Genomic DNA, 21761 nt, shown 5'->3' with positions numbered 1-21761 from the left:
TTCTGAAAACATCCTAGGTCAGCCGCGAGGTCCTGCGAACGTTAATTTCTTTCGCTCCCTCGCGGCTTACAGGAAAGGCTGATGGTCAAAGAAGCTACTGACGACAGACTGCTATCGGCTGTCGAAAGCGGACGCCTGCTCTACCCCTCCGTCACAAAACGTCCGCCCCCATTACTCAACCAAACTACTCAACCCATACAACTGCGACCGCCGATCCCGATGCAAATCATTACGCGCACTGATTCGCTTGTTCCGCGCCTCGGCAAGGTTCAGCGTCGCCAACAAAATCTGCTCGCCACCCTGCTCCGCCGGACCTGCCACAGGGTAGCCATCGGCATCGACGATCACCGAGCCTTGCACCCAACTGACCCCACGTTCATGACCATGTCGATCACACGCGGCGATGAACATTCTGTTGACCGAGGCGTTGGCCTGGACTCGCACAACTTCGGCCGGACGCTCGGTTTGCGGCCGTGGCCCGTCGGGCCAATTGACCGGTGCGCAGAGCAGGTCCGCACCGGCCAGCGCCGGGAGTCGCACCCACTCGGGGAACTCCAGGTCGTAGCAAATCAGCATGCCGATCCGTCCATGAACGGTTTCTACAACCGGCGGCGCGTCGTTTCCGGCGCTGAAGATTTCGTTCTCGCCATCCCAGAGGTGCGCCTTGCGGTACACGGCGCGCAGGCCTTGGGCATCGATCATCGCCGCACTGTTGGCCAGTTCATCGCCGGCTAACCGCTCGCAGAATCCACCCACCACGACGATGTTCAATTCCCGGGCCAGTGCCGCCCACAGAAGCAAGGTCGGCCCTTCGGCGGTTTCCGCCAGGGACAGGGCTTCGCTGCGGTCGGCAAACAAGTAGCCGCTCTGGACCAGCTCAGGTAGCACCACCACCTGGGCGCCCTGGTGAGCCGCCGAACGAATCGCCCGTTCGGTCAGCTTCCGGTTGTAAGCGAGGTCGCCTATTTTCGGCGCCAGTTGGCAGCAGGCGACCACGGTACTTTTAGTGCTGTTCAACGCCCCTCCTCCACAGACTGATGAGCCATGGAAACAATGTCGCTCTCAGTAATCGAATCGATAATCCGGCGTTCGTACTCAAGGTCTATCGAACGGCTGAGGAGGTAATACGTCAGGCCCGAGACCACCAGGCCAACCAGCCAGGCGATATCCACGCCTTCCAGCATCCGCGCCAGCGGCCCGACGAACACCTCTTTGCCGGCCGCAGCATCAAAGATGTAGAAGAACGGCACCATGGCGGCGAAGCCAATCAGATAAGAGACGATGCCGCGAAATTGCCAGGCGCCGTAAATGCCCTTTGGCGTGAAGAAATGCGGGATCGCGTAGCGGCCTTTGCGCACGAAGAAGTAGTCCACCAGATTGACCGCGGTCCACGGTACGAGGAAGTACAGGAGCAGCACGAGGAAGGTATTCAACAGGGCGATGCCATCGCCTTTGATCGACAGCACACAGGTCAACAGAATGACGCTGATCGCGGAGATCGACATCACTCGGGCACGAGGTGTCGGTGTGATTTTTTTGATCGAATCCACACCCGTCAGCAACGTCAGCATGGCGCTGTAGGTGTTGAGCGCGATGATCGGCAGAAAGCCCGCCACCGAAACGATCACCAACACATTACCCAGGCCTGGAATCATCGAAGAGCCCACCTGATTCAGCGCCACCAGCGCATCCGCCGCTTTCAACTGCTGCGCAAGCCAGGCCCCGAGGCCGATCATCCAGCCGCCCGACAACGACGCGCCGATGAATACAGCGGCGATCAGTTTTGGTCGACTGGTGTTTTTCGGCAGATAACGGGAATAGTCAGAGACATAAGGCGCATAGGAAATGTTGTAGCTCGCGCCAATGGCAAACAGTGTGGCAAAGGCAATCCAGCTGAAACCCAGGTCGGTCGCCGGGGTGACACCCTCCTGCCCCGCACCGAACATCAAGGCGATGGTGACCAGCGCATACAGCGGCAACGTGGCCAGCAACGCCCACTTGAAGGCTTTGTGCATCAGGTCGTGGCCGTAAATCGACAGCAGCGCGCCGATCAGCACCACCGCAATGGCGACGATGGTCGGGTCGATGCCAAACACGTGTTCGAGGCCGTTCATGATCAGCGAGATGTTCACCACGTTGAAACCGACGAACACAAACATCGTCGCCATCAAGGCCAGGATCACCCCGCGATAACCAAACTGCGCACGCGACTGGATCATTTGCGGCAGACCCATTTCCGGACCCTGCGAGCCATGAAACGCCATGAAAATGGTGCCGAACATAATGCCCAGCGCACCGGCCAACATCGTCCACAGCGCCGACAAGCCTAGGCTTGGGCCGACAAAACCGATGGAGATGGTGAAGAAGTGGAAGTTGCCTAGAAACCAGAAAGGGCCCTGGCTGCTGAGCTTGGCGTGACGTTCGTTTTGCGGAATGTAATCGATCGAGTGGCCTTCGATGGCCAACCCGCTGCTCGCCTCGATGGCGTGCGCAGATTGAGGGGACCCTGACATATGCGTGTTCCTATGCTGGTAATTGTTGTTTTTATGGGCAAAGCGCCGGTTTCATTGCAATGTAGGGCGTTGGTCAGGGCTGTAAAATATCGCAGGCACACTGTTCACATAGATCCACGCCTATGTAAGTGAGTATCGGGAGCACGCATGCTGGGAACTGTATCGGAGCTGGATCTGCGTTTGATCAGGGTATTTCTGACCGTCGTTGAGGCGGGCGGGATCTCGGCCGCGCAAACGGCGCTCAATACCACTCAACCCACCATCAGTGCGCAATTGGCGACGCTGGAAGCGCGGGTGGGGTTTCGTCTTTGCGAACGCGGGCGCGGTGGATTTTCGGTGACGCCCAAGGGCAGCCAGTTTGTCGAGGCGGCCCGTCGGTTACTGGCGGCTGCCGAGGGGTTCCGGGTTGAAGTCCAGCACATCAATCGCAAGGTGTCGGGCAACATCAACATCGGCCTGCTCGGTCAAATCGATCCGGTGGCCAACAAGAAAATCGCCTTGGCCATTGCGCGGTTACGGTCCCGACATGAAGGGCTGTATTTCCATTTCACAGAGCTGTCGTCATCGCTGCTGGAAGAGAAAATCATCAACGGCCATATCGATCTGGCGATCGGCTATTTCTGGCACCGTTTGCCCAATATTGATTACTTTGCGTTATTCCAGGAAACCCAGATCGCCTACTGCGCCCCCACTCATCCGCTGTTCGAGCAAGTGGGCGAGCTGACCCGGGATGACGTCAGCGATTACGATTGGGTATGGCCCAGCCATCCTTTGCCGGAAATGCCGGCACCCACCTCGATAGAACGCCTGACGGTGCTCACGGACAGCATGGACGGCGCCGCCCTGCTCATTCTGTCGGGCCAGCATTTGGGGTTTCTGCCGCAGCACTATGCGGCGAAGCATGAACAACTGGGGCAGTTGCATCCGCTGAATCCTGAGCTGTTGCGCTATGAGGTCGGTTTTCATGCGGCGGTCAGGCATTCGGCGCGTCAGCGGGATTTGGTCAGTGCTTTTTTGACTGAGTTGATCGACATTTTCGGGGCCGTGTAAGACTCAACGCGGGCAAGCGCCTCACGCGTTTCATATCCGGATTTCGCTGGTCGGCATAACATCGATCCGCGCCACGGGCCCCGTCAAATGCGCCAGGTCTGCATTGTGCTCGGTGATGATGTCTTCGGCGGCGAGGTTGCCGTTGTCGACGGTGGAATGCGCATCGGCGGCGAGCACTACGTCATAGCCCAGGTTCAGGGCCTGGCGGACAGTGGCGTTGACGCAATAGTCGGTTTGCAGCCCGCAGATGATCAGGCGGTCGGTGCCAAAATCCTGCAATTGGGCTTGCAAGTGGGTCCGGTAGAACGAGTCTCGATTGGTTTTTCGCACGCGAAGGTCTTGCGGCGAAGTCTTCAGGCTTTCGGCCAGTTGCCAGCCTTCAGAACCGTGTTGGAGCAGGTCGCCCTTTTCTTCGTGCTGGATGAGGATGACCGGGATGCCTGCTTCGCGAGCCTTGGCACTGAGGTCGTTGATGTTCTCGATAACGCGCTTGATCTCAAAACATGCGTACTCGCCAGTGCACAAGGCGCGCTGGACGTCGATGATCAGCAGTGCGGTAGCCATGGTCCCTTCCTTGAAAAGTCAGTGGATCAGGGGACGAAAAATAGATCCGTCCCCTTTGAAAAACAACCCTCAATAACCGAGCGACAACCCGGTATTACGACGTGGATCGTTCGCCCCATAGAAGCGGTTTTTGCCCACCGGCTTGCCTTCCAGCGACGGTGCGCCCACCAGAATCGCCGCCACATGGTTGGCGTCCTGTGGCCCGGCAAACTTGTGTCCCCAACTTTCGAGCATCTTCACCGTATCAGGACTGGTAGTGAAGGTCTCAAGGTTGGTCTCTTCCGGCAACCACTGCTGGTGGAAACGCGGTGCATCGACCGCTTCCTGGATGTTCATCCCGTAGTCGATCACGTTGAGCATGGTCAGTAAGGCCGCGGTGATGATGCGACTGCCGCCGGGGGTGCCGACGACCATCACCACTTTGCCGTCCTTGGTGACGATGGTCGGGCTCATGGACGACAGCGGTGCCTTGCCGGGCGCGATGGCGTTGGCCTCCCCTTGCACCAGGCCGTACATGTTCGGCACACCGATTTTCGAGGTGAAGTCATCCATTTCGTCGTTGAGAATGACCCCGGTTTTGCTGGCCATGACGCCGGCGCCGAACCAGTCGTTCAGGGTGTACGTCACCGAGACCGCGTTGCCCCACTTGTCGACAATGGAGTAATGGGTGGTGTTGCTGCCTTCATGGGGCGCTACGCCGGGTTTGAGCTCGCGGGACACACCGGCCTTTTGCGGGTCGATGGCGGCTCGGATTTTGGTGGCGTAGTTTTTATCCAGCAGATGGGCGATCGGGTTCTTCACGAAATCCGGGTCGCCCAGGTAGCTGTTGCGGTCCACGTAGGCGTGACGCATCGCTTCGATCTGGTAGTGCATGCTCTGGGCCGAGTGATAGCCCAGGTCTTTCATCGGATAGCCTTCGAGAATGTTCATGATCTCGCAAATCACCACGCCGCCGGAGCTTGGCGGTGGCGCTGAAACCACGTGGTAGCCGCGGTAATCGCATTCGATCGGCGCCAATTCGCGGGTTTTGTACTTGTCGAGGTCGGCCTGGGCGATGATGCCTTTGTTGGCCTGACTGGAAGTGACGATAGCGTCGGCCACCCAGCCCTTATAGAAACCGTCGGCACCCTTCTCGGAGATTTCCCGCAGGGTTTTCGCCAGATCCTTCTGCACCAGTTTCTGACCAACCTGCATCGGCTCGCCGTTGCTCAGGAAGATCGCACCGGAATCCTTGATGTCCTTCTTGAACACGTCAGTGGCGTATTCCAGCAATTCGACATCGCCCTGCTCCAGCACAAAACCGTCTTCGGCGAGCTTGATAGCCGGGGCGATCACTTCCTTGCGCGGTTTGGTGCCGTATTTCTGCAGGGCCAGTTCCATGCCGGACACGGTGCCCGGCACGCCGACGGCCAGATGGCCACGGGTGCTGAGGTCAGGGACGACGTTGCCCTCCTTGTCCAGGTACATGTCGGCGGTGGCGGCCAGCGGCGCTTTTTCACGGAAGTCGAGGAACGTCTTGCGCCCGTCCGCCAACTGAATGGTCATGAAACCGCCGCCACCCAGGTTTCCCGCCGCGGGATAAACCACCGCCAGCGCATAACCGACCGCTACCGCGGCATCGACGGCGTTGCCACCATTCTTGAGCACATCGACGCCCACGTGACTGGCCAGATGCTGGGCGGTGACGACCATGCCGTTTTCGGCCGCGACCGGCGCCACGGAGGCCGCGTAAGCACTGAGGCAGCTGAGCGCCAATGAGGTCGCAATCAGCGATTTGGCAAAAGGTTCGAACTTCATGAGTCGGTCTCTTTTTGTTTTTAGGCTCTGTACACAAACAGAGGGAAGGCTTCAAGAGCACAGGCAAGTATGGCTGGGATTGCGTATTGCGCCTCCCCGTCGAGGCAGTATGCTTGGCCTCTGCTCAGCACTTTTACGGAGTCCACCGGCATGATTTACACCTTCATCACCCTCGCATCTCCGGTGGGCGAGTTGAAGCTGGTCGCGAACGGCTCACGACTGGCAGCCATCCTCTGGGAAAACGACAAACCCGACCGGGTGCGGCTTGGGCCGATGCGCGAGGCGCCGGATAATCCGATCCTGATGCGCACCGCTCAGCAGCTGCGGGAATACTTTGCGGGCACGCGCAATCGTTTCGACCTGGAACTGGATTTTGCCGGGACGGAATTTCAGAAGATGGTCTGGGCGGCGTTGCTGACCATTCCGTTTGGCGAGACCCGCAGCTATAGCGAGATTGCCCGGCAGATCGGCAATCCCAGTGCAGTGAGGGCGGTGGGTGCGGCGAATGGCAAGAACCCGATTTCGATTGTTGCGCCGTGTCATCGGGTGATTGGCGCTTCGGGGAAACTCACCGGGTTTGCCGGTGGACTTGAGGCGAAGGAGCAGCTGCTTACGCTGGAAGGTTGCGAATGGTCTGGGGCCGGCAGAACAGGCGATTTGTTCTGACGTGACAGGCCCCGCATTTGTGGCGAGGGGACACAGCTTAAGCGACGAAGATGTTTTTCATCGCCGCATACTGCAACAGCATGATGGTCTTCGCATCGCAGATCTCCCCGCGATAAAACGCCTCAAGTGCGTCGTCGAATTTCCATTCCAGCACTTCCAGCTCCTCGGTCTCCTCCTCCAGTCCGCCGCCATCACTGACCTTGGAAGCGGCGTCGTATTCGGCGATGAAGAAATGCAGTTTTTCAGTCACCGAACCGGGGCTCATGTAGGCCTCGAACACCTTGTGCACGTGGTGCACGCGATAACCGGTTTCTTCCTCCGCTTCTTCGCGGATGCGCTCTTCAGGCGCGGCACCTTCGAGCAGCCCCGCTGCCACTTCGATCAGCAACCCATCGTGACCGTTGACGAACACCGGCAATCGGAATTGCCGGGTCAACACCACGGTTTTCTTGTCACGGTTGAACAGCAGAATCGCCGCGCCGTTGCCACGGTCATAGACCTCGCGGGTCTGGCGTTGCCATTCGCCGTTGTTGCGCTGGTAATCGAAGGTGATTTTCTTCAGCAAGTACCAATCGTGGGACAACACCTGGGACTCGATGAGGTTGACCCGCTCGGCTGTGTTCGACATGACAATGCATTCCCTTTTTTCGTCAAAAGGCGCACATCTTAGGCGAAAACGAAAGCCTGGCGCTAAGACAGTTGAGCCTTGTATTCCTTCTCATACTGACCCGCCAGCGTCTCTTTCTGTTTGTCGTCGAGCAACTTGCCGGCCATCTGGAAGAATTTCTGCTCTTCCTCTTCCAGGTGGTGATTGACCTTCTCGGCGAGCTTCTTCGCGACCGTCAGCCAGGCCGGGCTGGACATCTCGGTCTCGTCCAGTTCCTTCATCATTTCGTCCATCTCGTGATGTTCGGCAATCGCATGACGGCTGAGGTCGACGCCGTTATCGAATTCCATCAGCGGGATGTAGAAATGCCGCTCTTCAGCGGTTTCGTGGGCCTGAAGTTCGGACTTGAGCTGCTTGTAAGCCTCAACCCGCTCGGGGGTGTCGCCGCTGGTCTGAATCAACGCTTCGGCGTAGGTGCGTTGGCGGTCGTGGCTTTCGCGCAAGGCTTCGAAAATATTCACGATGGGTCCTCATTGGCCGCGTTCTGGAATGACGCTGTTTAGGCTAGACAACTGCGCGATGACGACGGTTCCACTTGTTCTCAGGGGATGGAACAAGGCTTGCAACCAAGATAGGCTGCCACTTCACCGCCATAAGGATATAGCCATGACCCTGCGAATCGAGTTATCGCAAAACCCCACGAATGAAGACCGTGAGGCGATCCTCACTCCCTTGCGCGCCTATAACGCCGCGCAGGCGGGAGAAGCGAACTCGCAGCCGATCGCCTTGCTGGTACGCGACGACAGCGGCGAAATCCTCGGCGGGCTCTATGGCAGGTTTTTTTACCGGTGGTTATTCATCGAATTGCTGTCGGTACCGGAGCAAGCCCGGGGACAGGGCATGGGCACGAAGCTGATGCAGATGGCTGAAGACCTGGCACGGGAAAAGGAATGCATCGGAATCTGGCTCGACACCTTCGACTTCCAGGCGCCGAAGTTCTACAGGAAGCTCGGCTACAGCGAGTTAGGCCAGATCGCTGACTACCCGCCAGGCCACAAGCGCTTCTTTTTCCAGAAGCGCCTGATCAACGACGCATAACTTGTGGGAGCAGCCCCATTGATGTGATCAACACCGAACAATTGTGGGAGCGAGCTTGCTCGCGATGGCGGTTTTCCATTCAGCATTGATGTCGACTGACCCGCCGCTATCGCGAGCAAGCTCGCTCCCACAGGGGACTGTGTCAGCTCATCAGCCTGCTTACAAGCAGGTCGCCAACGCCGCCAGTCGGCGCTTGGCGACAAAGTCGTCATGCTGCGCGTAATAATTCAGCACGGTGCCGGAAGCATCGGTCTTCACGTCCACAAAGGATTCCGCCGAGCGCGTGTAAACGGTAGTGCCGCCCTTCTCGCCAGGCTGCAAATACGCGCCAGCATCGACACCGAACACAGCTTCATCCTGCCAGGAAAACTGCACACACTGGGCGACGACTTTTTCCGGCTTATCCGAAGTCAGGGTTTTGTACGGGGTTCCAGTCCGGGCGTCGTTCATCACCGAGCCCGCGCAACCGGCCAGCAACGTTACGGCCAGCGCCACCATCAGAATTCGCATTGCGTTCGCTCATCAAGAAAAAGCGGACTGTATCACCGCGGCACGGCGTATCGTTCTGCTTTACTTCATTTATACCGCGACACCGAGTGACGATTCGCGCACCCTATCGCGCCATTAACACCGCATCGCCCGTTTTCCGGGCTCATTTTTTGGAAAGGCCATGACACCCAACGCCGAATATTACAAACCGACCGCTGAATATGCCGACAAGCTGATCAGCCAGATCGGTCAGACGCCGTCCTGGATTGCCAAGCGAATTGGCGTCACCGACAAGCGGATTCGTTACATCCTCGACGGCGAAAGAACCGTCAAGGGTGAAACCACACCGATTCAAATGACCTACCCCGAGCAGTTTGCCCTCGAGTGCCTGGCAGCAGCGGCCAAGGCCAGCAAAAAGCAGTCTTCGTAATCCAGCCTCAAGGAGCGACCATGGCGGCAACCGAACAGCAACACGAGCAAGCGCTGAAGAAGTTTCTCGATGAGCGCCCTGAACTGCGCGTCGAACTCGACAACCTCAACCCGCTGTTGGCTCAAGCCAAGGGCGAGACCGCGGCGCAGTACCGCGACGAACGCTTGCATGAAGCCTTTGAAGCCGAGGCCGAGCGCCTGGGATTGTTTGCCTGGGAGCTGACGCTGCAACTGACCGCCGCGACGCCCGAGGACTATCAGGCACAGCGCCTGGAAGTGCACAAGGAAGTGGCCGAGATGGCCGGCATGGACTGGCTGGAGTATTGCGAGTTATATGGATTGAGTAAGTGACCCTTTCGGTCGCTGCCTGAGGACGACCTTCGCTGATGTTGCCATCCCTCTCAACTGACCGCGCCAGTCCTGGCCATCTGCATACCCGCAAATGGCGCGGACGCATTGGCATGTCGCTGGTGGCCAGCCTCTCGGTGCTCGCGGGCATGACCGACGCCATCGGCTTCATGGCCAGCGGCGATTTCGTCTCGTTCATGAGCGGCAACACTACCCGCCTCGCCGTCGCCATCAGCGACGGGGACCTGGGCCTGACCTTGCGCCTGGTGATCCTCGTCGGCACCTTCATCGTCGGCAACGCCTTGGGGATTGTCGTCAGCCGCCTCGGCGGCCGTCGGGCGCTGCCCTTGCTGCTGTGCATCGCCACGCTGCTCTGCGGCGCCGCTGCCTGGCCCTACGACGAACAATTGCCAGCGCTACTGGCGGCGATCATCGCCATGGGCATGCTCAATGCCGCGGTGGAAGAAGTGAACGGCCTACCGGTCGGCCTGACCTACGTCACCGGCGCCCTGTCGCGCTTCGGCCGAGGGCTGGGACGCTGGATGCTCGGCGAACGGCGCAACGGGTGGCGCGTGCAATTGATTCCTTGGACCGGGATGTTTGTCGGCGCGGTACTCGGCGCCTTGCTGGAACATCACTTGGGGCTCAGGGCCCTGTTTGTCAGCGGTCTGCTGGCCGGCGTGGTCGGGCTGCTGTCGCTGAAAATCCCGAAGCGCTGGCAGTTGGGTTATATGCCGCGCTGAATCTTGTGTGGCCTGTGCGGGCCCCATCGCGAGCAAGCTCGCTCCCACAGGTTTTGCGGTGAAGCTACAATCTTCGGCATCACACAACCCCCCTGTGGGAGCGAGCTTGCTCGCGATGGGGCCCGCACAGACAACATCGATTTAGCCCCCCCGGCGATAAAGCTTTATCATGGCCGCAGTTTTGCTGATCGAGTCCGTCATGAAGTTCGCCATCGCGCTGTTTTCCGCCGCCCATGCGCCCTCCTCGCGCCGCGCCCTGCTGTTTGCCCAGGCTGCGTTGGCCGGTGGGCATGAAATTGTCCGGCTGTTTTTCTATCAGGACGGCGTCTACAACGCCTCCGGCAGCGTGGTCACGCCGCAGGATGAGCAGGATTTGCCCAAGCAATGGCGCAACTTCATCACCGAGCATCAACTGGATGGTGTCGTGTGTATCGCGGCCGCTCTGCGTCGTGGCGTGTTGAATAAAGAAGAAGCCGGGCGCTATCAGCGTGAAGCCGTGGCGGTGGGCGCACCGTGGGAATTGTCCGGACTCGGCCAGTTGCATGACGCGGTGCAGGACGCCGGCCGCCTGATCTGTTTCGGAGGCGCGTGAGATGCCTAAATCCTTGCTGATTATCAGCCGTCAGGCGCCCTGGTCCGGGCCGAGTGCGCGGGAAGCGCTGGACATCGTGCTGTCCGGTGGCGCCTTCGATCTGCCGATCGGCCTGCTGTTTCTCGATGACGGGGTGTTCCAGCTCGCCGCGAAACAGGATGCCAAGGCCCTCCAGCAGAAGGACCTGAGCGCCAACCTGCAAGCCTTGCCGATGTTCGGTGTCGACGAGCTGTTCGTCTGTGGCGACAGCGCCGCTGAACGCGGCCTGGACCCGGCCGGCTTGTCGCTGGAAGAAGCGCAGGTGCTGGCCGCCCACGAAATCACCGCACTTATTGACCGTTACGACCAGGTGATCACCCTCTGATGTCGACTTTGCATGTGTTGTCTCATTCCCCGTTCGGCGACGATCGCCTGACCAGTTGCCTGCGCGTGATTGGCGATGACGATGCGCTGCTCCTGACTGGCGACGCGGTCTATGCCTTGCAACCAGGTACTGCACCGTTCAATGCGCTGACCGCTCGCAATCTGAAACTGTTCGTACTGGCCGAAGACGCCCAGGCTCGCGCGCTGGAGATTCCTGATACGGCCAAGGCTATCGACTATCCCGCCTTCGTCGAGCTGTCGATTCACTACGACAAGGTCAACAGTTGGCTATGAAATCCCTGATGGTCGGCGCACGCGCCATCGAGTTGGACAAGGACGGTTTCCTGGTAGAACTGAGCGACTGGTCCTCCGAGGTGGCCAGCGCCCTGGCAGCCGCCGAAGACATCGAGTTGAGCCCCGACCACTGGGAAATCCTCGAACTGCTGCGCAGTTTCTATGCCGAATTCCAGTTGTCGCCGGCCACTCGTCCGCTGATCAAGTACACCGCGCTGAAGCTGGGCCCGGACAAGGGCAACAGCCTGCACCTGAACCGATTGTTCAAAGGCACCCCTGCCAAACTCGCCGCGAAACTGGCGGGCCTGCCCAAACCGACGAATTGCTTATGACCGACTACCCAGCGCTGACCCTCGAAACACCCGCCGAACACCCGTTCGCCCAGTTCGTGCGCATCCTCGGCAAAGGCAAACGCGGCGCACGCGACCTGACCCGCGAGGAAGCCCGCGAAGCGATGGGCATGGTGCTCGACCACAAGGTCGAAGACACCCAGCTCGGCGCATTCCTGATGCTGTTACGGCACAAGGAAGAAAGCGCTGAGGAGATGGCAGGTTTTACCGAAGCATTGCGCGAACGTTTACAGGCACCGACGTTGAATGTGGATCTGGACTGGCCAACCTACGCCGGCAAGAAGCGTCATCTTCCGTGGTATCTGCTGGCAGCCAAATGCCTGGCGCAAAATGGTCTGCGCATTTTCATGCATGGCGGCGGCGCGCACACGGCGGGTCGGCTGTACAGCGAGCAACTGCTGAATGAGTTGAAGATCCCGTTGTGCCGCGACTGGCAGCAGGTGGGTGTGGCGCTCGATAACGGTGGTCTGGCCTTCATGCCGCTGGTGGATTGGGCACCGCCGCTGCAACGAATGATCGACCTGCGCAATACATTGGGTCTGCGTTCACCGATCCACTCCCTGGCGCGGATTCTCAACCCGTTGAATGCCCGCTGTGGTCTGCAAAGCATTTTCCACCCCGGTTACCAGGCTGTGCATCGCGATGCCAGCGGCTTGCTCGGCGACACCGCGATCGTGATCAAAGGCGACGGCGGCGAAATCGAGATCAACCCGGACGCCGACAGTCACCTGTACGGCACCACCGGTGGCGAAAGCTGGGACGAGGAATGGCCGCAGCGGTCGAGCCAGCGCCACGTCAAACCAGCCTCGCTTGAGCCCGAGCATCTGAAAGCCGTGTGGCGTGGCGACGTGGTCGACAGTTACCCGCAAATGGCGCTGATCTCAACCATGGCCCTGGCCTTGCGCGGCCTCGGCCAAACCCGCGAACACGCCTTCGAAACCGCCCAGCAGTATTGGGACGCTCGGGACAGATCGATTTAACCGATCATAAGCGCCCAACCTTTGCGCTTTTTTATCGAACCTATGCGAATAGACTCCTCTCCAACGCTTATTGGTTGAGGAGTCTTGAACATGGGTTTGTTAGTTGAAGGTCGCTGGCATGACCAGTGGTACGAAAGCGGCAAGGACGGCGCGTTCCAGCGTGAACAAGCGCAGCGTCGTAACTGGCTGACCGCCGACGGCAAGCCTGGCCCGACAGGTGTCGGTGGCTTTGCGGCCGAGGCCGGTCGTTATCACCTCTACGTGTCCCTCGCCTGTCCATGGGCTCACCGCACGCTGATCCTGCGCAAACTCAAAGGGCTCGAAAGCCTCATCGACGTCTCGGTGGTCAGTTGGCTGATGCTGGAAAACGGCTGGACCTTCGATCAGAACCTCGGATCGACCGGCGACAAACTCGATCACTTCAATTTCATGCACCAGCGCTACACCGCCGATACCGCCGACTACACCGGCCGCGTCACGGTGCCGGTGCTCTGGGATAAACAACAGAATCGCATCGTCAACAATGAATCGGCGGAGATCATTCGCATGTTCAATGGCGCCTTTGATGATTTGACGGGTAATGATCTGGACTTCTACCCGGCGCCGCTGCGGGGCGAGATCGATGCGCTGAATGAACGGATTTATCCGGCGGTGAACAATGGCGTGTACCGCGCAGGGTTTGCCACGTCGCAGCAGGCGTATGAAGAGGCGTTCGATGGGTTGTTCGAGGAGCTTGATCGGCTGGAACAGCTGTTGGGTGCCAATCGTTATCTGACCGGTGAGTACCTGACTGAAGCTGATATTCGGCTGTTCACCACGTTGATTCGCTTTGATGCCGTGTATCACGGGCACTTCAAGTGCAACCTGCGGCGGATTGCCGACTATCCGAACCTGTCGAATTGGCTAAGAGAGATTTATCAGTGGCCGGGGATTGCCGAGACGGTGGATTTCCAGCACATCAAGCATCACTACTACGGCAGCCACAAGACCATCAACCCGACGGGGGTTGTGCCGAAAGGGCCGGCGCAGGATTTCACAGCAACCCATGATCGGGCGCGGTTGAGTGGGAAAGGGGTTTGGCGCAGGGCCTGAGGTTTGTGCCGTTTTTGAGGACCCCAATCGCCAGCAGGCTAGCTCCCACAGGGGATTTGTGAACGACACAAATCCAGTGTAGGAGCTAGCCTGCTGGCGATGGGAACGACTCGGTGTTCAGACTTGCGCCTGAGCCCCTTCAAACCACGCCAGTTTCTCGCGCAATTGCACCACTTCCCCAACGATCACCAGCGTCGGCGCATGCACTTCATGCTCCGCCACCAGACTTGGCAAATCGGCCAACGTGCCGGTAAACACCCGCTGATTGACCGTCGTGCCCTGCTGGATCAACGCCGCCGGGGTATCCGCGCCGCGACCATGCTTGATCAACTGCTCGCAGATGATCGGCAAGCCCACCAGCCCCATGTAAAACACCAGGGTTTGCGCCGGCGCGACCAGATCGGCCCACGGTAAATCGGTGGAGCCATCCTTCAGATGCCCGGTGACAAAACGCACCGACTGCGCGTAATCGCGATGCGTCAGCGGAATCCCGGCATATGCCGCACACCCGCTGGCGGCCGTGATGCCCGGCACGACCTGGAACGGGATGCCATGGGCCGCCAATTCTTCGATCTCTTCACCGCCACGGCCGAAGATGAACGGGTCACCGCCCTTCAACCGCACCACGCGCTTGCCCTGCTTGGCCAGATCGACCAATTGCTGGTTGATCTGATCCTGAGGCACGGCGTGATCGGCGCGGCGCTTGCCGACATAAACCCGCTCGGCATCGCGACGGCACAAATCCAGAATGGCCGGCGCGACCAGGCGGTCGTACAGCACCACATCGGCTTGCTGCATCAGGCGCAAGGCGCGGAAGGTCAGCAGGTCGGGATCACCCGGCCCTGCGCCCACCAGATAGACTTCGCCAGTGGCAACAGGCGCTTCACCGTTGATTTTCGCCAGCATCAAGCGCTCGGCTTCAGCGCCCTGCCCGGCGAGTTGCCGATCGGCAATCGGGCCCTGGAACACATCTTCCCAGAACGCCCGGCGCTGCTGCACATCCGGAAACAGGCGTTTGACCTGGCTGCGGAAACGCGCCGCCAGAGCGGCCAATTGACCGTAGGTGGAAGGAATCCAGGTTTCCAGTTTGGCGCGGATCAACCGCGCCAGCACCGGCGCATCGCCGCCGCTGGAGACCGCAATAATCAAAGGAGAACGGTCGACGATCGCCGGGAAGATCACGCTGCACAAGGCTGGCGCGTCCACCACATTGACCGGCACACAGCGCCGATGGGCATCAGCAGAGACTTGAGCGTTCAGCGGTTCGTCGTCGGTGGCGGCAATGATCAGCCCGCAACCGTCCAGGTCTGCTTCAAGGTAGCCTCGCACCAGACACTCGCCACCGCTGCCGACAACCAGTTCGCGCAGTTGCGGTTCGATTTCAGGTGCGACCACCCGCAGCAGCGCACCGGCTTCGGCCAGCAGGCGGGATTTGCGCAAGGCAATTTCCCCCCCGCCGACGACCAAGACACGACTGCCGCGAAGATTATGGAACAGCGGCAGATAGTCCATTTAGCCGATGACCTCAAGGCCACCCATGTACGGTTTCAGCACGTCCGGCACACGGATCGAACCGTCGGCTTGCTGGTAGTTTTCCAGCACCGCCACCAAGGTACGACCGACCGCCAGGCCGGAACCGTTCAGGGTGTGAACCAGTTCAGGCTTGCCGGTTTCCGGGTTACGGAAACGCGCTTGCATGCGACGGGCCTGGAAGTCGCCGCAGTTGGAGCACGACGAAATTTCGCGGTATTTGTCCTGGCTCGGGATCCACACTTCCAGATCGTAGGTCTTGACCGCACTGAAGCCCATATCGCCGGTGCACAGCGCAATAGTGCGATAAGGCAGCTCGAGCAATTGCAGGACTTTTTCGGCGTTGGCAGTCAGGCCTTCCAGCGCTTCCATCGAGGTCGACGGCTCAACGATCTGGACCATTTCAACCTTGTCGAACTGGTGCTGACGGATCATGCCGCGCGTATCGCGACCCGACGCACCTGCTTCACTGCGGAAGCACGGAGTGTGGGCGACGAACTTGATCGGCAGCAGTTTCGAATCGACGATTTCGCCAGCGACGATGTTGGTCAGCGACACTTCGGCGGTCGGAATCAGGTACAGATCGGCTTCGCCTTCGCGAGCAATCTTGAACAGGTCTTCTTCGAACTTCGGCAGCTGACCCGTGCCTTGCAGCGCCGGCGCTTGAACCAGATAAGGCGTGTAGGCCTCTTCGTAACCGTGTTCGCTGGTGTGCAGATTGATCATGAACTGCGCCAGGGCGCGGTGCATTCGAGCAATCGGGCCGCGCAACAGTGCGAAACGGGCGCCGGACAACTTGGCGGCGGTTTCGAAGTCCAGCCAGCCGAACTTCTCGCCCAGGGCCACGTGATCCTGAACCGGGAAATCGAACGCGGTCGGGGTGCCCCAGCGGCGCACTTCGACGTTGCCGTCTTCGTCATCACCGATCGGCACGGATTCGTGCGGCAGGTTCGGGATGCCGAGCAGAATCGAATCCAGATCGGTCTGGATCGCGTCCAGCTCGACTTTACCGGCGCTCAATTCGTTCGCCATGCGCTCGACGTCGGCCATCAGCGGTGCGATGTCTTCGCCGCGCTGCTTGGCCTGGCCGATGGATTTGGAGCGCGCATTACGGTCAGCCTGCAGTGCTTCGGTGCGGGTCTGGACGGTCTTGCGCTGTTCTTCCAGCGCTTCGATGCGCGCAACATCCAGCGTGTAGCCACGGGATGCCAGGCGGTCCGCTACGTCCTGAAGGTTGCTACGTAACAGTTTGGAATCGAGCATGTCGGTCTCTCGTTATCAAAGTTTGGTCAAGGACAGGCCGGCCCAGGTAGCGAGCAGCCCGCCGAATACGCTGATGGCAGCATAGCCCAGGGCCAGCGGCATTTGCCCGGTTTCCATCAGGCGCACCGTATCCAGTGAAAAGGATGAAAAAGTCGTCAGCCCCCCGAGGAAGCCGACCATCAACCCGGCGCGTACCTCGATCGGCACTTCCGGGCGTATCAAAAACAGACCGTATAGAACGCCGATCAGCAAACAGCCGACGATATTAACGGCCAGCGTCGCGGTATAGAAGTGCCGCGGCCAATTAGCGTTGACCCAATTGCCGGTGGCAAAACGCAACAGAGTCCCGGCAATACCGCCGACGGATACCGCAATGACCAAAGGAATCACTATTTTCTCCGCTGCCGGGGGCTTAGACGGTCAAGTTGTGCAAGGTGATTGAGCTTCTCGCCAATCTTCAACTCCAGGCCTCGGGGTACGGGCTGATAGAACGGTTGTGGCTCAAGTTCTTCCGGGAAATAGTCTTCGCCAGCGGCGTAAGCGTCCGGCTCATCGTGCGCGTAACGGTATTCGTCGCCATAACCCAGTTGCTTCATCAATTTGGTCGGCGCATTGCGCAGGTGCAGCGGCACTTCCAGCGAACCGTGTTCGGTGGCGCTGCGCATCGCGGCTTTGAAGCCCATGTACACCGCGTTGCTTTTTGGCGCGCAGGCCAGATAAGTGATGGCCTGAGCCACCGCCAATTCGCCTTCGGGGCTGCCGAGGCGCTCTTGCACTTCCCACGCTGCCAGGCACAGGCTCAAGGCGCGGGGATCGGCGTTGCCGATGTCTTCGCTGGCCATACGCACCACGCGCCGGGCCAGGTACAACGGATCGCAACCGCCGTCGATCATCCGTGCAAACCAATACAGCGCACCATCGGGGTTGGAGCCGCGCACGGATTTATGCAGCGCAGAGATCTGGTCGTAAAACGCTTCGCCGCCCTTGTCGAAACGCCGACGGGTATCACCGAGCAGGCTTTGCAGCAGGTCGACGCCGATCTCGCTGTTGTCTTCAGCCAGGTCCGAGGCGTTTTCCAGCAGGTTGAGCAGACGACGGCCATCACCATCGGCGGCCGACAGCAGCATCTGGAAACCTTCATCGCTGAGGGTCAGTTGCCGCTTGCCCAAGCCACGCTCTTCAGTCAGCGCGCGATGCACCAGTTTGCGCAGTGCCGCTTCATCGAGGCTTTTTAGCACGTAGACGCGCGCCCGGGAGAGCAACGCGTTGTTGAGTTCAAACGAGGGATTTTCAGTGGTTGCGCCGATGAAAATCAGCGTGCCGTCTTCAACGTACGGCAGGAACGCATCCTGCTGAGACTTGTTGAAGCGATGCACTTCATCGACGAACAGGATGGTCCGCTTGCCATACTGGCCGGCCTGCTGCTTGGCGATTTCCACCGCCTGACGGATTTCCTTCACGCCGGCCAGTACCGCCGAAACCGTTTCGAAGTGCGCATCCGAGACTTCCGCCAGCAGCCGCGCCAGGGTGGTCTTGCCCACACCCGGCGGGCCCCAGAAAATCATCGAGTGCAAGGCACCCTGCTCCAGCGCCTCGCGCAAAGGCTTGCCGCGAGCGAGCACGTGTTCCTGACCGACGTACTCGTCCAGATTGGCCGCACGCAAACGGGCGGCCAAGGGCTGAGCAATCGGGGCACTGCGAAACAGGTCCATCACTACTTGCGAAACCTCACTGACTATCAGCCAATAACTTGAACACCGCCGGCCCCTGTGGGAGCGAGCTTGCTCGCGATAGCGGTGTGTCAGTCAACATTGATGCTGAATGTAATACCGCCATCGCGAGCAAGCTCGCTCCCACAGGTTATGTGTCTGCTTTTATTCCTGGATCACATCGGCACCCTTCGGGATGTCGAACTTGAACTTGGACGCCGGAATCGGCTCGTTGGCCTTCACGCCGGTGAACAGGATGTTGGTGCGCTGACCGACGCTGTCGATCATCTGCATGTCATTGACCAGGCCGTTACGGAACGACAGGCGCAGGCTGTCGAACAGGGTGTCCTTGGTTTTCGGCTTCAAGGTGAAGTCGATCACGCCACCGGCTTCCTTGGCGCTGATGTCGAAGCTCTGGCTGATCTTGGACACGTCACCGGACAGCAGCAACGCCGGAGTCTGAGTCAGGCGCTGATCGAGGTTCTTGATGGTGGCCTGCTCCAGGTCCGGATCCCACAACGTCACCTTTTTGCCATCGGAGACCATCGTTTGTTCGGCCGGCGCATTGGTGTGCCAGTAAAACAAGCCAGGACGCTGCAAGGACATTTCGCCCGCGGTTTCCTGCAACCGGGTGCCACTGCCGTCGAGGGTCAGCTGGGAGAAGCGCGCGGTCAGGGTCTGGGATTTTTCCAGCAGTTGGGTCAGACGTGCCACGTCCTTGTCATCGGCGTGGGCCGAGAGCGTGGTCAAAGCCAAAACCGGCAGCAACAGCATGCGGATAAGACGCATGGGAGTCCTCATAACATTCGTGGGGGTGCGATGGCGCGTCATTACGCCACCGCGTTTCAATCAATTCAGTCGCGTACCGGGCCCGGAGCCAGGACTTCACGCGAACCGTTGGTGTTCATGGACGTCACGACCCCGGCCATTTCCATGGCTTCGATCATGCGCGCGGCGCGGTTGTAGCCGATTTTCAGCTTGCGCTGAACCGCAGAGATGGACGCACGACGACTTTCCAGTACGAACTGCACCGCTTCGTCGTAGAGCGCGTCGGATTCACTGTCTTCGTCGCCACCGCTGCCGCCTTCAAAGCCACTACCCGGCTCTTCGACACCGGCGAGAATCTCGTCGTTGTATTCCGGCGCGCCGCGCAGTTTCCAGGCTTCGACCACCCGGTGAACTTCGTCATCGGACACAAAGGCACCGTGGACACGAATCGGCAGACTGGTGCCCGGCGGCATGTAAAGCATGTCACCGTGGCCCAGCAGTTGTTCGGCACCGCCCTGGTCGATGATGGTCCGGGAGTCGATCTTGCTCGACACCTGGAACGCCATACGCGTCGGAATGTTGGCCTTGATCAGACCGGTGATCACATCAACCGACGGCCGCTGGGTCGCAAGGATCAAGTGGATACCGGCCGCACGCGCCTTCTGGGCGATACGGGCGATCAGTTCTTCAACCTTCTTGCCGACGATCATCATCATGTCGGCGAATTCGTCCACCACCACGACAATCGTCGGCAGCTTGGTCAGCAGCGGCGCTTCGTCGTGAATGCTTTCGCGCTTGTACAACGGATCGGTCAACGGCGTACCGGCGTCTTGGGCTTCCTTGACCTTGGCATTGAAGCCCGACAGGTTACGCACGCCCATTTTCGCCATCAGTTTATAGCGACGCTCCATCTCCGCCACGCTCCAGCGCAGGGCGTTGGCTGCGTCCTTCATGTCGGTGACCACCGGGCAGAGCAGATGCGGAATGCCTTCGTAGATCGACAGCTCAAGCATTTTCGGGTCGATCATGATCAGCTTGGCGTCTTCCGGGCCGGACTTGAACAGGATCGACAGGATCATCGCGTTCACGCCCACCGATTTACCGGAACCGGTCGTACCGGCTACCAGCAAGTGAGGCATTTTCGCCAGGTCGGTGATGACCGGCTTGCCACCAATGTCGTGGCCCAGGGCCAGGGTCACCGGGGATTTGAAATTGTCGTATTCCGGGGTCGACAGCACTTCGGAGAAGCGCACGATCTGGCGGTCTTCGTTAGGAATCTCGATACCGACGGTGGTCTTGCCCGGAATCACTTCCACCACGCGCACGCTGGTCACGGCCAGGGAACGTGCCAGGTCTTTCGCCAGGTTGGAGATGCGGCTGACCTTGACGCCGGCCGCTGGCTGGATTTCGTAACGGGTAATCACCGGGCCCGGGTGAATCGAATCCACCGAGACTTCGACGCCGAATTCCTTGAGCTTGATTTCCAGCAAGTGGCCGACCGCAGCCAGGGATTCAGGCGAGTAATTGAGTTGTTTCTTTTCTGCCGGGTCGAGAATCGAGATCGGCGGCAAGGTGCCTTCGACGGCACTGTCGACGAACAACGGCGCCTGTTTCTCTTTTTCCACGCGCTTGCTGGGCGCCGATGGCTTGGGCGGCGCAGGGGCAATCACCGGCGGCACCTGCTTCTCGCGGTCCGACATGTGTTTGCTCAGGGCCTGCTCACGCTCGATCAGGCGTTCCTTGACCTTGGCCTGCTCGCGTTTGTCGGTGACGGTCGGAGCCACCACGTCATGGACGCGGTCGTCGACTTCACGCAGCTGGGCGACCAGTTGCTTGCGTTCGCTGCGGGCGGCCCACCAGCGGTTGGCCGCGCCCTGGAACAATTCGAACAGGTCGAGGGTGATCTTGCCGGTGAGGTCCATCACTTTGAACCACGACAGGTCGGTGAACACCGTCAGGCCAAACAGGAACAACGCGATGAACAACAGCGTACTGCCCTGGATATTCAGGGCGTTCCTGGCCAGATCGCCGAGGCTTTCGCCTAACGCGCCGCCAGCGCCGGCCGGCAGACCGGTCGCAGCGTGGAAATGGATATGGGCCAGGGCCGCGCCCGACAGCACCAGGAACACCAGGCCGATCAGGCGCCAGGAGAACAGCCAGCCGCTCCACTCCCACTGCTCGTGGCGTTGACGGAAGATTTGATATGCCTTGATCGCCAGCAACAGCGGGAAGATGTAGGCGAAGTAACCCAACACCATGAACAGGATATCGGCGCTGTAGGAGCCGACCGGTCCGCCGAAGTTCTGCACATCGTCGATCTTGCTGTTATGGCTCCAGCCCGGATCGTCCTTGCCGTAAGTCAACAAGGCCATCATCAGGAACAGGCACAAGCCGCCGATGGCGATCAATGCACCTTCCTTGAGCCGGTAGTGCAATTGCTGGCGCCAGAGCGGAACGACTGTTTTTGGTGCTGCGGTGGATTTCTTCAAAACGCTTCTTTTCCTGCGCCTAAGGCG

Annotated in this window: 25 protein-coding genes; 12 read left to right on the top strand and 13 right to left on the bottom strand. The window is 59.7% G+C overall.

Going from position 1 to position 21761, the window contains the following annotated elements; all coding sequences use genetic code 11:
- Positions 1-171: 171 nt before the first annotated feature.
- Together ACA056_RS10480 and ACA056_RS10475 are read right to left on the bottom strand one after the other, a co-directional pair.
- Positions 172-1017, bottom strand: coding sequence for a nitrilase family protein (locus tag ACA056_RS10480; protein ID WP_497272479.1), 846 nt, complete (start codon positions 1015-1017; stop codon positions 172-174).
- On the bottom strand, positions 1014-2513 hold the full coding sequence (locus tag ACA056_RS10475) for a purine-cytosine permease family protein (protein ID WP_497272477.1): 1500 nt from the start codon (positions 2511-2513) through the stop codon (positions 1014-1016). The genes ACA056_RS10480 and ACA056_RS10475 overlap by 4 nt, the downstream gene beginning before the upstream one ends.
- A 147-nt stretch (positions 2514-2660) precedes the next feature.
- Here ACA056_RS10475 and ACA056_RS10470 point away from each other — a divergent pair, with 147 nt between their 5' ends.
- Positions 2661-3563 carry a LysR family transcriptional regulator gene (locus ACA056_RS10470; RefSeq protein ID WP_140894216.1) on the top strand — a complete coding sequence of 301 codons (903 nt, stop codon included), beginning with the start codon at positions 2661-2663 and terminating at the stop codon, positions 3561-3563.
- Positions 3564-3593: 30 nt separating this feature from the next.
- Here the strand turns inward: ACA056_RS10470 and ACA056_RS10465 are convergent, their stop codons facing one another.
- Both ACA056_RS10465 and ggt read right to left on the bottom strand, forming a co-directional pair.
- Complete coding sequence (locus ACA056_RS10465) at positions 3594-4127, bottom strand: cysteine hydrolase family protein (protein WP_497272475.1); 534 nt, start codon at positions 4125-4127, stop codon at positions 3594-3596.
- Positions 4128-4196: 69 nt separating this feature from the next.
- Complete coding sequence (gene ggt, locus ACA056_RS10460; protein WP_497272473.1) at positions 4197-5924, bottom strand: gamma-glutamyltransferase; 1728 nt, start codon at positions 5922-5924, stop codon at positions 4197-4199.
- Between the two features lie 150 nt (positions 5925-6074).
- Between ggt and ACA056_RS10455 the strand changes: the two genes are divergently transcribed.
- Positions 6075-6590 (top strand): methylated-DNA--[protein]-cysteine S-methyltransferase, encoded by a 516-nt coding sequence (locus ACA056_RS10455; protein WP_497272471.1) that lies wholly within the window; start codon positions 6075-6077, stop codon positions 6588-6590.
- Between the two features lie 37 nt (positions 6591-6627).
- Here the strand turns inward: ACA056_RS10455 and ACA056_RS10450 are convergent, their stop codons facing one another.
- Positions 6628-7218, bottom strand: a complete 591-nt coding sequence (locus ACA056_RS10450; protein ID WP_497272469.1) for an NUDIX domain-containing protein — start codon at positions 7216-7218, stop codon at positions 6628-6630.
- Between the two features lie 62 nt (positions 7219-7280).
- A complete protein-coding gene (locus tag ACA056_RS10445) occupies positions 7281-7718 on the bottom strand; it encodes a hemerythrin domain-containing protein (protein WP_497272467.1) in 438 nt (145 codons plus the stop codon).
- 145 nt (positions 7719-7863) lie between these two features.
- On the opposite strand from ACA056_RS10445, the gene ACA056_RS10440 reads away from it, so the two are divergent.
- Entirely contained in the window at positions 7864-8295 is a 432-nt protein-coding gene (locus ACA056_RS10440) for a GNAT family N-acetyltransferase (protein ID WP_497272465.1), read from the top strand.
- A gap of 159 nt (positions 8296-8454) precedes the next feature.
- On the opposite strand, the gene ACA056_RS10435 is transcribed toward ACA056_RS10440, so the two are convergent.
- Positions 8455-8805 (bottom strand): hypothetical protein, encoded by a 351-nt coding sequence (locus ACA056_RS10435; protein WP_497272463.1) that lies wholly within the window; start codon positions 8803-8805, stop codon positions 8455-8457.
- A 160-nt stretch (positions 8806-8965) separates the two neighbouring features.
- Here ACA056_RS10435 and ACA056_RS10430 point away from each other — a divergent pair, with 160 nt between their 5' ends.
- The 9 genes from ACA056_RS10430 (at position 8966) to ACA056_RS10390 (ending at position 13975) form a co-directional block, all read left to right on the top strand.
- Positions 8966-9214: a hypothetical protein gene (locus tag ACA056_RS10430; RefSeq protein ID WP_008154823.1), complete on the top strand. Its 249-nt coding sequence runs from the start codon at positions 8966-8968 to the stop codon at positions 9212-9214.
- A 20-nt stretch (positions 9215-9234) separates the two neighbouring features.
- Entirely contained in the window at positions 9235-9564 is a 330-nt protein-coding gene (locus ACA056_RS10425; RefSeq protein WP_403137533.1) for a DUF6388 family protein, read from the top strand.
- A 35-nt stretch (positions 9565-9599) separates the two neighbouring features.
- On the top strand, positions 9600-10304 hold the full coding sequence (locus ACA056_RS10420; protein ID WP_497272460.1) for a YoaK family protein: 705 nt from the start codon (positions 9600-9602) through the stop codon (positions 10302-10304).
- A gap of 199 nt (positions 10305-10503) precedes the next feature.
- Positions 10504-10896 (top strand): sulfurtransferase complex subunit TusD, encoded by a 393-nt coding sequence (gene tusD, locus ACA056_RS10415; protein WP_497272458.1) that lies wholly within the window; start codon positions 10504-10506, stop codon positions 10894-10896.
- Position 10897: 1 nt separating this feature from the next.
- Entirely contained in the window at positions 10898-11260 is a 363-nt protein-coding gene (gene tusC, locus ACA056_RS10410) for a sulfurtransferase complex subunit TusC (RefSeq protein ID WP_497272456.1), read from the top strand.
- Positions 11260-11553, top strand: coding sequence for a sulfurtransferase complex subunit TusB (gene tusB, locus ACA056_RS10405; protein WP_497272454.1), 294 nt, complete (start codon positions 11260-11262; stop codon positions 11551-11553). Before tusC ends, tusB begins: the two co-directional genes overlap by 1 nt.
- Positions 11550-11885 carry a TusE/DsrC/DsvC family sulfur relay protein gene (locus ACA056_RS10400; protein ID WP_497272452.1) on the top strand — a complete coding sequence of 112 codons (336 nt, stop codon included), beginning with the start codon at positions 11550-11552 and terminating at the stop codon, positions 11883-11885. The genes tusB and ACA056_RS10400 overlap by 4 nt, the downstream gene beginning before the upstream one ends.
- Positions 11882-12883: a glycosyl transferase family protein gene (locus tag ACA056_RS10395; RefSeq protein WP_497272450.1), complete on the top strand. Its 1002-nt coding sequence runs from the start codon at positions 11882-11884 to the stop codon at positions 12881-12883. The genes ACA056_RS10400 and ACA056_RS10395 overlap by 4 nt, the downstream gene beginning before the upstream one ends.
- A 90-nt stretch (positions 12884-12973) precedes the next feature.
- A complete protein-coding gene (locus ACA056_RS10390) occupies positions 12974-13975 on the top strand; it encodes a glutathione S-transferase family protein (protein ID WP_497272448.1) in 1002 nt (333 codons plus the stop codon).
- Between the two features lie 117 nt (positions 13976-14092).
- Here the strand turns inward: ACA056_RS10390 and cysG are convergent, their stop codons facing one another.
- From cysG to ACA056_RS10360, 6 genes are all read right to left on the bottom strand, one after another.
- The gene (cysG, locus tag ACA056_RS10385) at positions 14093-15487 is read right to left on the bottom strand and encodes a siroheme synthase CysG (protein WP_497272446.1); all 1395 of its coding nucleotides are present in this window, start codon (positions 15485-15487) and stop codon (positions 14093-14095) included.
- A complete protein-coding gene (gene serS / locus ACA056_RS10380; RefSeq protein ID WP_008154844.1) occupies positions 15488-16768 on the bottom strand; it encodes a serine--tRNA ligase in 1281 nt (426 codons plus the stop codon).
- 15 nt (positions 16769-16783) lie between these two features.
- Complete coding sequence (crcB, locus tag ACA056_RS10375; protein ID WP_497272444.1) at positions 16784-17158, bottom strand: fluoride efflux transporter CrcB; 375 nt, start codon at positions 17156-17158, stop codon at positions 16784-16786.
- Positions 17158-18480: a replication-associated recombination protein A gene (locus ACA056_RS10370; protein ID WP_008029505.1), complete on the bottom strand. Its 1323-nt coding sequence runs from the start codon at positions 18478-18480 to the stop codon at positions 17158-17160. Before ACA056_RS10370 ends, crcB begins: the two co-directional genes overlap by 1 nt.
- Positions 18481-18642: 162 nt before the next feature.
- On the bottom strand, positions 18643-19266 hold the full coding sequence (gene lolA, locus ACA056_RS10365) for an outer membrane lipoprotein periplasmic chaperone LolA (protein ID WP_223430568.1): 624 nt from the start codon (positions 19264-19266) through the stop codon (positions 18643-18645).
- A 65-nt stretch (positions 19267-19331) separates the two neighbouring features.
- Positions 19332-21734: a DNA translocase FtsK gene (locus ACA056_RS10360; protein WP_282480688.1), complete on the bottom strand. Its 2403-nt coding sequence runs from the start codon at positions 21732-21734 to the stop codon at positions 19332-19334.
- Positions 21735-21761 lie beyond the last annotated feature (27 nt).

The sequence above is a fragment of the Pseudomonas sp. LBUM1666 genome (assembly GCF_059695775.1).
This window is presented reverse-complemented; position numbering and strand designations above follow the sequence as displayed.

Coding starts and splice junctions, on each gene's coding strand:
- ACA056_RS10475 (WP_497272477.1), bottom strand. CDS start 2,513: ATGTCAGGGTCCCCTCAATCTGCGCACGCCATCGAGGCGAGCAGCGGG.
- ACA056_RS10470 (WP_140894216.1), top strand. CDS start 2,661: ATGCTGGGAACTGTATCGGAGCTGGATCTGCGTTTGATCAGGGTATTT.
- ACA056_RS10465 (WP_497272475.1), bottom strand. CDS start 4,127: ATGGCTACCGCACTGCTGATCATCGACGTCCAGCGCGCCTTGTGCACT.
- ggt (WP_497272473.1), bottom strand. CDS start 5,924: ATGAAGTTCGAACCTTTTGCCAAATCGCTGATTGCGACCTCATTGGCG.
- ACA056_RS10455 (WP_497272471.1), top strand. CDS start 6,075: ATGATTTACACCTTCATCACCCTCGCATCTCCGGTGGGCGAGTTGAAG.
- ACA056_RS10450 (WP_497272469.1), bottom strand. CDS start 7,218: ATGTCGAACACAGCCGAGCGGGTCAACCTCATCGAGTCCCAGGTGTTG.
- ACA056_RS10440 (WP_497272465.1), top strand. CDS start 7,864: ATGACCCTGCGAATCGAGTTATCGCAAAACCCCACGAATGAAGACCGT.
- ACA056_RS10435 (WP_497272463.1), bottom strand. CDS start 8,805: ATGCGAATTCTGATGGTGGCGCTGGCCGTAACGTTGCTGGCCGGTTGC.
- ACA056_RS10430 (WP_008154823.1), top strand. CDS start 8,966: ATGACACCCAACGCCGAATATTACAAACCGACCGCTGAATATGCCGAC.
- ACA056_RS10425 (WP_403137533.1), top strand. CDS start 9,235: ATGGCGGCAACCGAACAGCAACACGAGCAAGCGCTGAAGAAGTTTCTC.
- ACA056_RS10420 (WP_497272460.1), top strand. CDS start 9,600: ATGTTGCCATCCCTCTCAACTGACCGCGCCAGTCCTGGCCATCTGCAT.
- tusD (WP_497272458.1), top strand. CDS start 10,504: ATGAAGTTCGCCATCGCGCTGTTTTCCGCCGCCCATGCGCCCTCCTCG.
- tusC (WP_497272456.1), top strand. CDS start 10,898: ATGCCTAAATCCTTGCTGATTATCAGCCGTCAGGCGCCCTGGTCCGGG.
- tusB (WP_497272454.1), top strand. CDS start 11,260: ATGTCGACTTTGCATGTGTTGTCTCATTCCCCGTTCGGCGACGATCGC.
- ACA056_RS10400 (WP_497272452.1), top strand. CDS start 11,550: ATGAAATCCCTGATGGTCGGCGCACGCGCCATCGAGTTGGACAAGGAC.
- ACA056_RS10395 (WP_497272450.1), top strand. CDS start 11,882: ATGACCGACTACCCAGCGCTGACCCTCGAAACACCCGCCGAACACCCG.
- ACA056_RS10390 (WP_497272448.1), top strand. CDS start 12,974: ATGGGTTTGTTAGTTGAAGGTCGCTGGCATGACCAGTGGTACGAAAGC.
- cysG (WP_497272446.1), bottom strand. CDS start 15,487: ATGGACTATCTGCCGCTGTTCCATAATCTTCGCGGCAGTCGTGTCTTG.
- serS (WP_008154844.1), bottom strand. CDS start 16,768: ATGCTCGATTCCAAACTGTTACGTAGCAACCTTCAGGACGTAGCGGAC.
- ACA056_RS10370 (WP_008029505.1), bottom strand. CDS start 18,480: ATGGACCTGTTTCGCAGTGCCCCGATTGCTCAGCCCTTGGCCGCCCGT.
- lolA (WP_223430568.1), bottom strand. CDS start 19,266: ATGCGTCTTATCCGCATGCTGTTGCTGCCGGTTTTGGCTTTGACCACG.